Origin of the sequence: Chitinophaga agri, from assembly GCF_010093065.1 — a bacterium.
GTDB lineage: Bacteria > Bacteroidota > Bacteroidia > Chitinophagales > Chitinophagaceae > Chitinophaga > Chitinophaga agri.
This window is the reverse complement of record NZ_CP048113.1, coordinates 6,026,881-6,040,717: the sequence shown is the minus strand read 5'-3', so window position 1 is coordinate 6,040,717 and position 13,837 is coordinate 6,026,881. Positions and strand designations below refer to the sequence as shown.

13 protein-coding genes and 1 tRNA gene are annotated in these 13,837 nt (G+C 44.0%); 8 read left to right on the top strand and 6 right to left on the bottom strand.

The window, feature by feature from the left end; genetic code table 11:
* The first annotated feature begins 31 nt into the window (after window positions 1–31).
* Window positions 32–102, top strand: a tRNA-Gln gene (locus GWR21_RS24305).
* Window positions 103–218: 116 nt separating this feature from the next.
* On the opposite strand, the gene GWR21_RS24300 is transcribed toward GWR21_RS24305, so the two are convergent.
* The 3 genes from GWR21_RS24300 to GWR21_RS24290 all read right to left on the bottom strand — a co-directional run bounded on the left by GWR21_RS24300 (window position 219) and on the right by GWR21_RS24290 (window position 3,634).
* Window positions 219–1,259, bottom strand: coding sequence for an alpha/beta fold hydrolase (locus tag GWR21_RS24300; RefSeq protein ID WP_202928988.1), 1,041 nt, complete (start codon window positions 1,257–1,259; stop codon window positions 219–221).
* A 448-nt stretch (window positions 1,260–1,707) separates the two neighbouring features.
* On the bottom strand, window positions 1,708–2,634 hold the full coding sequence (locus GWR21_RS24295; protein WP_162334220.1) for a helix-turn-helix domain-containing protein: 927 nt from the start codon (window positions 2,632–2,634) through the stop codon (window positions 1,708–1,710).
* Between the two features lie 94 nt (window positions 2,635–2,728).
* Entirely contained in the window at window positions 2,729–3,634 is a 906-nt protein-coding gene (locus tag GWR21_RS24290) for an NmrA family NAD(P)-binding protein (protein ID WP_162334219.1), read from the bottom strand.
* 554 nt (window positions 3,635–4,188) lie between these two features.
* Here GWR21_RS24290 and GWR21_RS24285 point away from each other — a divergent pair.
* The 4 genes from GWR21_RS24285 to GWR21_RS24270 all read left to right on the top strand — a co-directional run bounded on the left by GWR21_RS24285 (window position 4,189) and on the right by GWR21_RS24270 (window position 6,975).
* Window positions 4,189–4,791, top strand: a complete 603-nt coding sequence (locus GWR21_RS24285) for a class I SAM-dependent DNA methyltransferase (protein ID WP_162334218.1) — start codon at window positions 4,189–4,191, stop codon at window positions 4,789–4,791.
* Window positions 4,792–5,067: 276 nt separating this feature from the next.
* Window positions 5,068–5,919 (top strand): alpha/beta fold hydrolase, encoded by an 852-nt coding sequence (locus GWR21_RS24280; RefSeq protein WP_162334217.1) that lies wholly within the window; start codon window positions 5,068–5,070, stop codon window positions 5,917–5,919.
* Entirely contained in the window at window positions 5,919–6,389 is a 471-nt protein-coding gene (locus tag GWR21_RS24275) for an RNA polymerase sigma factor (RefSeq protein ID WP_162334216.1), read from the top strand. The genes GWR21_RS24280 and GWR21_RS24275 overlap by 1 nt, the downstream gene beginning before the upstream one ends.
* Window positions 6,379–6,975 (top strand): hypothetical protein, encoded by a 597-nt coding sequence (locus tag GWR21_RS24270; RefSeq protein WP_162334215.1) that lies wholly within the window; start codon window positions 6,379–6,381, stop codon window positions 6,973–6,975. The genes GWR21_RS24275 and GWR21_RS24270 overlap by 11 nt, the downstream gene beginning before the upstream one ends.
* 86 nt (window positions 6,976–7,061) lie before the next feature.
* Here the strand turns inward: GWR21_RS24270 and GWR21_RS24265 are convergent, their stop codons facing one another.
* Both GWR21_RS24265 and GWR21_RS24260 read right to left on the bottom strand, forming a co-directional pair.
* Entirely contained in the window at window positions 7,062–7,415 is a 354-nt protein-coding gene (locus GWR21_RS24265; RefSeq protein ID WP_162334214.1) for a hypothetical protein, read from the bottom strand.
* 93 nt (window positions 7,416–7,508) lie between these two features.
* Complete coding sequence (locus GWR21_RS24260; RefSeq protein WP_162334213.1) at window positions 7,509–8,171, bottom strand: hypothetical protein; 663 nt, start codon at window positions 8,169–8,171, stop codon at window positions 7,509–7,511.
* 206 nt (window positions 8,172–8,377) lie between these two features.
* Between GWR21_RS24260 and GWR21_RS24255 the strand changes: the two genes are divergently transcribed.
* The 3 genes from GWR21_RS24255 to GWR21_RS24245 all read left to right on the top strand — a co-directional run bounded on the left by GWR21_RS24255 (window position 8,378) and on the right by GWR21_RS24245 (window position 11,744).
* A complete protein-coding gene (locus tag GWR21_RS24255; RefSeq protein ID WP_162334212.1) occupies window positions 8,378–8,908 on the top strand; it encodes a DinB family protein in 531 nt (176 codons plus the stop codon).
* 749 nt (window positions 8,909–9,657) lie between these two features.
* On the top strand, window positions 9,658–11,010 hold the full coding sequence (locus GWR21_RS24250; protein ID WP_162334211.1) for a cytochrome c family protein: 1,353 nt from the start codon (window positions 9,658–9,660) through the stop codon (window positions 11,008–11,010).
* A gap of 134 nt (window positions 11,011–11,144) precedes the next feature.
* On the top strand, window positions 11,145–11,744 hold the full coding sequence (locus GWR21_RS24245) for a hypothetical protein (RefSeq protein WP_162334210.1): 600 nt from the start codon (window positions 11,145–11,147) through the stop codon (window positions 11,742–11,744).
* 65 nt (window positions 11,745–11,809) lie between these two features.
* Here GWR21_RS24245 and GWR21_RS24240 read toward each other — a convergent pair whose 3' ends face one another.
* Window positions 11,810–13,819 (bottom strand): flavin monoamine oxidase family protein, encoded by a 2,010-nt coding sequence (locus GWR21_RS24240; protein WP_162334209.1) that lies wholly within the window; start codon window positions 13,817–13,819, stop codon window positions 11,810–11,812.
* Between the last annotated feature and the right edge of the window lie 18 nt (window positions 13,820–13,837).

The following is a 13,837-nucleotide window of genomic DNA, read 5'->3' as shown; positions in this document are numbered from 1 at the left end:
GCACAAAGCCAAAGGGAAACAAAAACTACCTTGCCGAATAGTATAACGGTAGTACGACAGACTCTGACTCTGTTTGTCTTGGTTCGAATCCAGGTTCGGCAACAAAAAAAGCTATAATCTCTAGATTATAGCTTTTTTCATTTATATCTATCTTTAGCGGTATAGCCTCCGGGGGCCTTTCTTTGTTCACTGACATGCACCGCACTAGGCATTACTTTTTAAGACGGCAGCCCTCCCAATGTTTTAAGAATCATATTTTGCAGCTTTTCAGGCTCATCCTGATGGATCTGATGACCTGAGTGATCAAAATAAAACAAGTCTTTCTTTGGCGCTTTCACTGCCTTAAAATACCGCTCTGTAATTTTAGTCGACGTCTGAATATCATTTCTACCAACAAAAAAATACACCGGACAGTCCACCTTTTTTAAAGTCTTTGGTAAATCAATGTGCATTACCTCATTCCAGGCAGGCGACCAGGCCTTTGACCATTGCAGAAAGTTGTTCTTAAAATTATCACTCGTCACAAATTCCTTCCCATCTTTATAAAAAAGCCATTTTCTCAAATAAAACAAATCGCCATCCATCTGAAAAGGGATATGTACAGTCGCTAATTCCCTGCTCGCAATTTCATTATCCTTAAAGTGAACTTTCAGCACACTGAGCAACTCTTTCTCACTTGCCAGTTGGCTAATAACAGGATTGACCGCATAATAAGCATGTATCAGCTCCGGATGATTCCTCACAATATAAAAGCCCAAAGCATTGCCCCAGGAACTACCCAGCAGATATACCTTTTTTTGATTCAGCTGCTTTAACACAAAATTTATCACCTGATAGGTATCCTCCGCCATTTGATCAACTGTCGGCTGGACTGGAGAAGGGTTTAACTTCAACGTCTTTCCGGCATCCCGCTGATCCCACTGTACGATTGTGAACCTGCTTTTTAAGATGCCCGTAAAGCGATCTGCATTGTTCATCATAGAGCTGCCAGGGCCACCCGATAAAAAAAGCAATATTGGTTTATTAACATCCTCTGTTTTGATTTCAACTGCCTGCTTTATTCCGCCAATTTCCGGCGTTAATAACGTGTCGATTGCCACTATGCGTAAGCCTGTTACAGACGCTCCCAGTGTCGCAACATCATTATCAGCAGGTTTGGAACCTGCTTTTATATTTTCACTATCGCTTTCACATATCGGGGCATATGCTAAGCAAAACACAGGTACTAGCCATAGCATAAAAAGGCGCTGTCTTTTCATGATTAATTTAATTAGGTTAATTGGATACACCCCTGTTCTGTGCCCAATGCAGGTACTGAATAATCCAGGCGGCGCAATAGGTATCTTCATCAAAAGTGGGTACAAAAAACCAGTAACAGGCTACACAGGAGTGTAAATAAAACACCTCCTACTCCTGAAAATGAATTCCTTGATATCGGTGAATGAAGCGTCTGTATCCATTTTGGCAATGCGTCGAACTTACAGTACCTTGTTAATGATATAGTTCCGGAATGCGCTGACATCGTCCAGGCCACGAGGCTTTCGGTTATAAAGTATATGGCACACTAAAGTATTATTCCATTTGCTTTCATAAAGAATAGCTTATGCAAAATGGCTCAGTAAGAATATCGATGAACCATTTGCTTAAAAGATAACTATATGACGGACTTCCTGTCCAAAGAGACGTTTATTGATCACCTCAGCCCCCTTACCCCGCACTAAACGACTCCCTGAACTGTAATGGCGTCAACTGCGTTTTCGTCTTAAAAAACTTACTAAATGACTGCGAATGCTCAAACCCCAGTTCATACGCTATCTCACTGACAGATAGATCTGATGTGGATAATTTCTCCTTCGCTTTTTCGATCAGCTGCTCATGTATGTGCTGCTGAGTCGTTAAACCCGTCAGTACTTTCAACAGACCACTCAGGTATTTAGGCGACACATTCAACGAATCTGCTACATATTGCACTGTTGGCAATCCTCTTATTACCAGGTCATCCTGATTAAAATAAGCTCTGAGCAAATTTTCCATGCGACCCAATATATGGTGATGGCCTACTTTCCGCGTTATAAACTGACGATTGTAAAAGCGTTCAGAATAGCTCAGCAGCGTAGCAATATGTGAGATAATTATGCCCTGTGTAAATTTATCTATGTTAGCATGATATTCATTACGAATATGCTGTACAATGCCATGCATGGTTTTCTCTTCCTTATCTGACAGAAACAATGCCTCATTCACCGAATACTCAAAGAACTCATATTGCTTAATTGCCGCAGCCAGCGCGGTATTCCATAAAAAGTCGGGATGCACCAGCAACATCCAGCCTGACCGCTTTTCAGCTGAGTTGGCGTCTACCTCAATTCTGAACACCTGATTAGGAGAAATAAAAAACATCACCCCTTCATCAAAGTCATACTCCTGCTGTCCGTATTTTACTTTGGCATTGATCCCCCGCTTGAGTGCTATCTGATAAAAATCAAGCACCCAGTTCGTTTCTGATATATCAGTAGGCCGCTTTATCGCGCTGAAGTCCACTATACTGATCAAAGGGTGTTCCGGCTTCGGCAATCCCCGTAGCTGGTGAAATTCACTGATCGTTTTTATTCTATGCGTTTTTGTATTTGCCATACGCTTTATTTCAATCAGATCGATTTATAGATATAGTAACTAACACCTTGTATGAATACATGCACGACTATTGCGTCATGCGGACAATGCTGACTTATTCCTGGTGATAAGCTACTGCGAAATCTTTCGCAAAATCAGCCAGTTTTACTTTTCCCAATACCGGCTTATGGCGATAGTAGTCTTCATACATCAGCCCATTTCCCTGATTGGCCTGCACTTCAATAAAACCACGTGCTACCTGTTCATTAAAACCGATTGATAACCATTTCTCCAGTAACTGCTCATCAGTTATCACCTTCCATTGAAGGTCCGGTCGTCCAATAGCCTCACCTAGCGCCTTCGCTATCTCGTTCGGTGATACCTCATCGCTGGCAATGTAGCGAATTTTCCTTCCTTCGAATGGCGTTTCCATTTCAGCAGCAATCACATCTGCAATATCCACTGGTGATACCCATGGTTCCTTGTTATCTCCTCCGTAATTAGAAATGATTGTCCCGGTGTTTTTAATAGTATCAATGAATGAGAACATGTTTATGTAGAAGCCCGTAGGACGCATAAATTTAATGGCTACATCTGCCGGTAACTGATTCAAAATACCTTCGACTTTCTGATGGAAAACCAGTATCCCGTTTCCGCTATTCATATGAGCGCCGACACTGCTCAGATGTATCACCTTGTTCACACCTGCCTGTTCAATCGCCCGCTTATAGTTCCGCCCGATCTGACAGATGGTCTCTACAAAATCGACTGTCTTATCAAAGATGTCTCCGGCCGCTTCCATTGTCTCCATCAGATAAACGATATCAGCTCCTTTAAATGTCCCTGTCAAAAAATCAACATCAAACATACTGCCGATGGCAGCTGTCGCACCCAGTGCCTGAATGTCTTCTGCTCTTGCCACCTTGCTACTGATGACCTTCACAGCATGGCCTGCTCCTATCAATAGCTGTGTGAGTGGTTTTCCAATGTTCCCGAGAGAACCTGTTAGTACAATATTCATGATAATGTTATTTGTTACTGCAAAGCTCAACATTACCCTGTCAACTCCTGTAGTCTAACCACCCTTTGTTGTAGTCTAAAAGAATAAAGTGCTCTCATGCGGACACTATTTACCAGATTGATAGCTTTATTGACAGCCAACGGCTCTTTTAGGGCAGGAGCGCTGATTAAAATCCATATTAAAATTAAAGATGAAGGATTTATCTCGCATAAGTTACTACTCTGCATCCTGCTATTTACCTGTTGCCGTCCCGGTTCCTCTTAAACCCATGACGCTTTACACAAACCAATATATCTTTCCACGGCACCACCACATGCTTTCGACACCTCCTGTTAATACGTCCACGTCTTTAGCCCTGCGCAATAATAAATAGCAGGGAATCATTGCTGTACCTGCCGGTATTGGTAATGGTCAGGGTATGGACCACCGGTTGGATGTGCCCGGAAGCATATTCGCTACCAGAAATGCGGTAAAAACAGCGAGAGGATTATTAGTTTCCGGATGGAAGTAATACATCATTGAGTATTCCTTACCTTTATAAGAAATGGGAAGACATGAAAAATGTTTTCGAAAAGTATAACCTCATCGCTGACTGGTTTGCAGCCCACAGATACCAGGGACTCATTGAAAAAGGTTACCTGGACAAGCTGATTAAACACGTTGGTAAGAACGCAGCTATATTAGATCTGGGCTGCGGTACGGGCATGCCGATAATGGACTACCTGACTAATCAGGGAATGCATGTCACCGGTGTCGATGCCAGCTACCGGATGCTGGAAATCGCCAAGAAACACCGTCCTTCCGCTGAGTTCATACAGTCTGACATGCGCTCACTTTCACTTGACAGAAAATTCGATGCCATTGTAGCCTGGCATAGCTTCTTTCACCTTCCTGCTGAAGATCAGCCTTCCATGTTCCAGATCTTTGAAGATCATTTAGAAGATCATGGTGTACTGATATTTACTTCAGGCACTGCCCATGGTGTATCATGGGGAGAAAATGGCGGAGAGCTGTTATTCCACGCATCACTGGACCCGAATCAGTATGAATCATTGCTGGAAGAACATCATTTCCACGTTTTAGAGCATATTATAGATGATCCTGAATGTGGGGAAGCGACGGTATGGATGGCACAGTTACATCAAACGCCATCATAAATGCAGCGCCGGTTAAACAAATAGAAAAATCAACTATGTTTGATATTAAAGTGCTGTAGCTATTCTTTACAGTGCTTTAGAAAATATGTGTGCCTCACGATAACAGTATTCGCCTACCTCAGTTATAAACTGCAAATATTTACTCATATTTCTTCTTTTCTCAGTTCTATTACCTTTTATAGCCATCACTGTTCCGTCCTCCTAAAAATTATCTCCCCGCACTGTAACATTTCACCTATCCCCGTATCTAAAGGTCAAATTAAACTTTCAGATACCATGAAAAAGTACGCAATACCCGCTATCCTATTTTTGTTCATTGCATTGTGCCTGAATGTCTTCGGCCAGACCACCTCCTACCCTTTTGCCGTTAAAAAATCCGGCAAAGGGAAACAGGCCATCATTTTCATACCTGGCTTTGCCTCTTCCGGTGATGTGTGGGATGAGACCAGAACGAAATTTGAGAAAGATTATACCTGTTATACACTGACAATGGCAGGCTTTGCCGGTATTCCTCCACAAGACGATCCGACGTTTAAAAAATGGATGGAGGGCATTGCTGCCTATATCAAAGACAATCGTATTGAGAAACCTATACTCGTCGGCCACAGTATGGGTGGTGTATTGACAATGGCCATTGCAGCTGAATATCCGGACCTGCCAGCTAAAATTGTCGTCGTAGATGCGCTGCCTTGCCTGGCTGCTATGATGACACCCTCCTTCCAGTCGAAAGAAAATGTAGATTGCAGTGCCGCCATCGAACAGATGACAGCCATGCCAGCCGATAAGTTTATGGAAATGCAGCAAGGCGCTATTTCCCGCCTGCTGGCAGATACTGCCAAAAGGCAGACTGTCGTGAACTGGAGTATGCTGTCAGACAGAAAAACATTTGCGGCCATGTATTGTGACTTTTCGAATACCGACCTGCGGGAAAAGATCAGTCATATCAAATGTCCGAACCTGATACTCCTGGAAAGTTATTTTGCCTATATGAAACCAAATATTGAAGCCCAGTATAAAAACCTGCCTGGCAGCAATCTGCAATATGCCAATAAAGGCCTCCATTTTATCATGTATGATGACACTGATTGGTACCTTAAACAATTGAATCAATTCTTAACCGCCAGGTAATGCAGTTTGAAACTATATACAACGATTACTGGCAACGCATCTTTCGTCTCTGTATGGGTTATACCAATGATCACGCAATGGCACAGGACCTTACACAGGAAACATTTATCGCTGTATGGCAACATCTACCGAAATTCAGGAAAGAGGCTGACATCGGCACATGGATCTACCGGATTGCTTCCAACAACTGTCTGCGTAATATTGAAAAAGAGCGACGGCTTCCTAAAGGAGAAATACCTGCGAACATCCGGGAAGAAGAACAACACTCCATAGAACCAGACATTCAGTTACTGTATCAGTTTATTTCGGACTTACCCGAAACAGACCGTATCATTATTTCACTGGAACTGGAAGATGTAAAGCAGGCGGAGATAGCCAGTATCGTAGGGCTCTCGGAAGCCAATATCAGAGTGAAAATTCACAGAATCAAAGAAAAACTGACTCAAAAATTCAGAGCACATGAACAGTAATACAGACTTTAAGGATTTGTGGAAACAGCAGTCGGGAAAACAACCTGGCATAGAAGAACTGTTCTCTTCACTAAAACGGTTCAAACAATCACGCATACGCAGCCTGATAAAAATGAACGTGCTGTTATTGCTTACAACAATATTTATTCTGTGCATCTGGTATCGTTTCCAGCCACAGCTGCTGACGACAAAGATCGGGATTGTACTGGTCATTGCTGCTATGCTGGTCTTCCTGTTCCCCAACAATCAGTTGTTTATCCTGCTCAGGAAAATGGACAACTCATTATCGAACAGTGAATACCTTGAGCACCTGATCACTCTGAAAAGCAAACAGCTGTTCCTGCAAACAACCATGATCAACAGTTACTTTCTAATGCTTTCTGCTGGCATCTGTTTATACATGTATGAATATGCCGCTAAAATGAGCCTGTATGGCGCAATTTTCGCCTACGGACTGACACTTGCATGGATCGCCTTCAACTGGCTTTATATTAAGCCTAAGACAGTTAAAAAACAGCAATCCCGGTTAAATGAACTGATCGATCAGTTCCGCCATGTGGCTGGTCAACTGAAGGGCCCCTTATAAATTGCCTCATGTAAATAAAAAAGCTGGCGTTGTCATACGCCAGCTTTTTCTGTGATCTCCTCATCGGAATAATATCGTTCCTGCTGTTACTTGCCGTTCCCCTTTTCATTATCTGTTTTTTCCTGTTGTTGTAACACTTTGATCCGGGTACTATCTTTGGCACTGTCTGTATACTTCAGTACAAACGCCTCGTCTCTGGCATCCACGCGCAGCAACATTACGCTACCAGCATCATCCAGCTGGAAAGCTTGTCCTTCCTTTTCCAGGATGAACGCCAGTCGCTGATAGAACGCTGTATCTACCTGTATCTTTTCAGCTTTACCGCTGAAAGTATTCTTTACCAAAGGCTCCATCTCTACATACGAGTAGTTGTAGTAATAGTAACCGATCAGCGCAAACATTATGATGGCCAATCCTATTATAGCATTACGTCTTACCATGTTATCCGGTATAATTAAGGCCGGCAAAGCTAACATGCTTGCTGCGAATCCCCAAACAATATGCAGAACTGCTGACTGCGATCTGCTATTTCATCAGGCATCTGCCTCAAAGCCATGTCCGTTCTTTCCGTAAAAGATCAGCCAGCGGGCTGCGGAATATAAAATATGTACTTTACTGGGCATGGTGCCTACCTCTGCATCGGGCGGCATATGCTGATCTTTCAGGTGCGTCAGGTTATGCCTGGTGGCTAACTGTTCGGCCACTTCCAGCAATTCCTCTCCGTACCGCAGGGTTTCATCTGCGGTAAGCGTTTTCCAGGCCTTTTCGTATAGTTCTTTACCTATGAGTTCTTCACAGAAGGTTGTTAAGAACTTCCCCCTGAACACATTTTCATCCTGCGCCTCTGATATATATACGGGTACTCCGTCTGTTTCTTTCGCCAGTTCTATTACATAGTAGCCCTGGTAATGCCGGTACCAGTAGTCCAGTGAGTCCGACTTATCACTTTCCTCATATTGTGCTTTCACCCAGGCATCCGCTTCCGGGTCCCGTCCTACCATAGGCGCGTGAATCGTCTCATAGGAAGGAAGCTGGATATCGAACCACTCCTGCTTCAGCTCTTCTCTGGTAAATCGCTTTTTACTATCAGGTTTTACAGGTATTGGGTCAATGCCTTGAAGGATACGAAGCAACTGATCAAATCGATCCTTATACCCCGGTTTAGGTTTACCTAACGGGCGCCAGTCTAATCCCATAAAAAGTACTAATTAGCGTTCTAAAATGAGGTCTTCAATAATTGTCTGCAATGGGAGGTAAATATATAAACTCAAACCCATTTATACCACATTTGTGAAAACTTCATTGAGTTTTAGCCATTTAAAACCCTGAAAACAACTATTATCCACATATTCCAGAAGGCTTGTAACTTTGCTCACATACTTTTCCACATCAATATTCATCCATGGAATCAACGAACACATCCGATATTGTACAGCAATTCAATGAAACGATCTCCCAATGGATCAATTACCTGAACGACTACACTATTGCCATGCTGCATGTCCTGCCACAACAAGGTGGCTGGTCACTTGGGCAGGTATACGTTCATCTCATCGACGACACAAAATACCAGCTTCAGCAGATGAAAGATGCGCTGCTACAGGACAGGTATTATGAAGAAGATATGCATTCCAACGCCAGAGAAATGTTCCGGCGGCACGCATTTCCCGACATCCGGATAGAGGGGCCAGCCACCGGTACAATCATCCCGCAACCCGATAGTAAGGAAGTGCTGCTAGAGGCGCTTATCCAGATCAAAGATGAAGTGAATAACCTGCACCAAACGTATGACTTATCCGCCGCAAAAGGAAAATCCCTGCATCCGGGACTGCTTTTCTTCACAGCCCTGGAATGGCTTCAGTTCATGGAAATGCATATGAGGCACCATTTCCGGCAGAAGAAAAGAATTGACAATCAGCTATTTACCTGTTAATAAAGCAGCTATCAGGGCAATAATCGTTACCTGTATAAGCATACGATGTTGCTGCCTTTGGTCTGTCGATGATATTTGCACAATCCGCCCTCGCATTTTCAAACCTAAATACCTGGGTGCATTGTACCTGGTGTATATGGGTATATCCGTTGTCCTTAGTAAGAAAAAACTAGACTTTAGCACGGCAAGGGCGCTTTCAATTATTGAAAGCGCCCTGTCTTTTATGATTGGATATGCATTTCATATAGCATAAAAGTATTCAGGCAGAAACGCCTAATTACATATACCATCTTCCTAACAATTTAAAATTCCTTATAATACTAACGTTCTCATTTTAAAACATTTATCTCTTCTATATCTGAAAATAGCTGTATATTGGATTTACGGACTGACCTCAAACCGCGACTCAAAAACCATAACGATTACATCAACCGATCAAACTTGGAATCCATAACATTTTGAATTAGACCTTATCCAAAAACTGTACGGCAATAGTACAGTGCATTATAATGCTTGTTCACCATAATATCATACGCAGGAGTGATGGCCTGCCTGTGAAGCTATTGCCGGTATGTTTCACCTCATCACGTCAAATCTCCATTTGAAAAATGAAACACATTCTTTAAAAAAAACTATGGTTAGTCGCCATTTTCGTTTCGGCTATTGTCTATCTGTCATGTACAAACGGCAACAAAAAAACTGGGCAGACCGGTGATACCGACTCCACCTCCTGTCAATGCAATGACAGCGTGAGCATCCCGTTCGGGCCTGACATTCCGGGAGACCTTGCCAATGGGCAATTTAGCAGTCAGACCAATGCAAATTGTTTTGGCTGGTGGGAGTTTGTGACCCTTAACTGGCCTACCGACGGTGACTTCTTCGGCCAACCCAACAGCACCGCACCTGTGCAATGGGAAACATTTATTACTTCGCAGGAAGTATATCTGCCAGATGGTGCTGCACCCCGTGCATGGAAACAGGCCAAACCTACTGTTAATCTACCGGAAGAAGTACTGAGGGAGGACAAACGCATTTCTGAAGCCACCCTCCTGCTGGGAATGACCAGCAAATTTGATGGCCTGCCGATGTTCCTCGACAGTCTGAACACAGAAGAGGCACAACCACAGTTCAGTCCCGCCTGGCTGGGTGCCACGAACGGTACCAACGTATGGTATGCCATCCACTTTAATCAGGACGAGTATAATTACATCGTACAAAATCAATTTTACAATGCTTACAACCAGCATACATTCGTAAAAGAAGGTAAGCCTATCGTATTCCCGCAGGGGCAGTATCAGGGGGCACAGGGCGCTATAGAGATCAAATCTGCCTGGCTGGAAGTACTGGATCCAGACAATCCGAAATGGAATACCTATAAGCTGTCTAAAGCAGTGGTACAGGATTTTAAAACTGGTAAGTTCCGCTTTTCCATTGTCGCACTGGTAGGCCTTCACATCCTGCAGAAAACAACCTCACAGCCACAATGGGTGTGGACTACCTTCGAGCATGAAGACAACGCCCCGGATATGAATCAGACAGATACCACCTCCCGCAGTTATAATTTCTATAACCCTGCTTACAAACCACAAACAGTCACTGTATCTGCCGCCTGTAATAACACCCCTGGTACATATACCATCGCTAATATACCGAATCAGGCCCCTCCATACTATCTCTGTTCAGGACTGGGCCCTGTTCCGATCCAGGTGAAAAGGCAATTCCCAATCGACTCAGCGGCGCAGGCGGCCAACGCCAAACTGCATGCATACATTGCGAAGAAATATCCGGGTTCTATCTGGGAACACTATAACCTCGTTAATGTGCTCTGGTCATTCAAGCACCCTGCGCTGCCTAAGCAACCGCAGATCCAGCCGCTACACCCGGAAGGTATGCTTCCTGATGCAAAAACGCAGCCTGTAGCAAACACTACGATGGAAACGTATATCCAGAACACTACCTGCACCAACTGTCACAAGTTCACGCAGATAGCACCTATTCCGACAGATACCAATCCAAGGTTTGCCGCAGACTATACATTCTCCATGTTCAATGCAAAATATCCAAAGGACGTACAGCATAAAAAAGCAGTTGATAAAAAATAGGACGGTAATAAATGAGAAGAACAAGTTACGGCCCGTTTTCGGGCTGTTTCTTTTTATAGCCCTCGCTGCACCTATTGAATAATACATTTAAAATAATCTATATTTGACTCCAAATTGACATTCAAACCTATACCATGGATAATATAGATATCGTACAGATATTGGGTACCGGTCTGTCCGGATTTGGCTTTTTATTGATGTTCCTGGCCTATAAACTCATTAGCAGTCTGGTGACACTGCCCAAGGTAAACCCCAATATCATCAAGATGATCAACCGGTATATGCTGGTTTGTTTTATCATGACAGTGACCGTTGGCGTTTTCACATTCATGAGCACTTCCTATAAAAACAACGTGATCTCAGACCAGGCTGCCCTGATCAAGAGTAAAGATACCGTTCTCAATATACTGGCTACGACACAGAAAAGCAGACTATTGTCAGACAGCCTTTCCCGTAATCTGGATAATCCGATGCTGACAGATGCCAGATCGAGACAGAACAGCTATCTGGATACCTTACAGAAATATATAGATGGCGAACATAACCCTGTACAGCGTGAGCGTTTCAACAGGTATAAGGAAAACCTTTCCAATATCACCGATTCCCTCACCATGGGAAACCTGGACCGTAAAAGGAAAGAGTTACTGAAAGAAAAATATGTGGTTCTGAACGACTCTATCACCCGCTTATCACTGAAAGTAGCCGACGCGAAAAGCGTGGCATTACCACATTGATAAACTATATAACGATAACAAAGCCCGCCGTACATGTACAGCGGGCTTTGTATTTATTCACTGTGCTATGCCTTTGAACAGGGACATATAAATGGATAATTCACAGGACTGATCAGCGGCTCAATGCCGAAGAAGTCGTTCAGTACCGACTCCGCTGTACAATAAGCCCCTTCTACCCATGCCTGGTCATTGGAATACGCCTCTCCTACAATAAAGATATTCGCATCCTGCCCCGGATTTAGTGACGACGGCTTCCTGATCTTCTGCTGCACATCACATACATCATAATGCGCTGCCCAGGCGTGATAGCCTGCTGCAAATGGTGGCAGTGACCAGTCCATATACCTCGTCTCAAGCGGCTTAGGGACCATGGTGTAATCGGACGCCGGCCCAAAATGTACCGCGGCCAACTGTGCCCGCAGCATTTTAATCATCGCTTCAGAAGGCTCACGTGGCCCTTGTAATGTCTGATAATCTTCTGCTGTAGGCACCCGCCTTGTCTTATCCGAACCCAATTCCAGCTCCCGCCAGAATGTGGTATACATCTCATCATCATAAGCAGCTAAGAGTCCATATATCTTCTTTTCGCCCTGTACCAATGCATTATTACCGAAATACACTACCTGCCGGATAGGTGTATCTGTTACACTCGGTCCGATCGTATTACGCTCCGCAGCACCTAATAACTGCTGTTCTTCCGTTACCGTCAACCGGTGTTTAATACTGGATTCAACCGCCTTGATAAAAGCTACCGTTGATGCAAACGGCACTTCCATAATGCTGGTATCATTTTCCATTATTGTAAGATAAGCCTGTGGAAAACCTTCTTTTCCCAATGCCGTGATCACATCTTTCGTCACTTCATAACTATTTATCTGTGCCGGATAGGGAGGTGGATTTGTCGAGTTATCGGCCCACCAGGGCTCATGAAAGAACATGCCTACTTTATAGGACGGTTGCAGCACCGCAGCCTCCAGGTACAGCTGTACCTTTGAGGTATTCAACACATCCACGCCCTCCACATCTTCATAACGGGTAGCCTGTGCTACCAGTTCAACCGGATAACGGGACATAGCCATCCAGGCGGCATCTGTGAAGAAGGTGCCATTCTTCTTATTCGGATTATCACGCGTAGCGGTAGTATAACGAACTTTATCTCCTACCTTCAGAATGGAGTGCAAACGGGTATTGGGCTGATAATTGAACTTAATGCCCTTCTCAGCTGCCAGATCAACAATCGCTTTAAAGAGCGCTGTAAACATGTAGGAATAGCCTTTAGTCAGCGTGCGGTACTCTGTACCTGGTGTAAACTCATTGTTTGCCTGAAATGCGACTGCGGAGTTCCAGTTGATCACATTGGAAGTATAACCGTTTCCGTCTGCAGTATAACTGAAACCTTCAGGCCCCAGCTGATCATACATCAGGTTCCAGTAACCGATATCGCTCAGCTTATCACCTTTTTTAAAAGCAGAAGTATCCGGCATGTCCACCTTAATGACGCCGTTAGAATAAAAGTCGCACCATTCTGCACGCGTCTTGGGACCGGAACCGGCAGTCACTGCCAGTCTTTCAACTGTATTGAAACCAGTATCCGGAGAGTCTGAAGCACCATAATGATCTACATTATAGGGAGCGGGGTTGTTGGAAGTGATCTGATTCAGGTACATATTCTTCGTGCGCAGGTAATACAGCGGATTCGTCGATTCATTAAATGGTACAGAATACTGATCCAGTCCTAACTTATTAATAACGGTAGTGACTAACCGGTGACCACCACTCTTCGGTCCCAAGTCTTCTCCTCCCCAATAGGAATAACGCATTCCTCCTACTTCCAGGTAAGAATTATTGGGGTCGTCCTTATAGTGCCAGGTACAGACACGTGCACCGGGTTCACGGGTACCACCATCATTGTCAGTAAATGCATAGCGTCCCCAGTCAAATAACTCCAGGGTATCACCTTTCGTCAGCTGCTTTGCCTGCGCCACTTCATTCTTCGCTTTACCATTCAGTAAGCGCCAGGCAGTATATAGTCCGGCTGCACCGGCTCCAAAAATAGAATAGGTCTTAGTTGCCATTGCTTATAAGAGATTTGA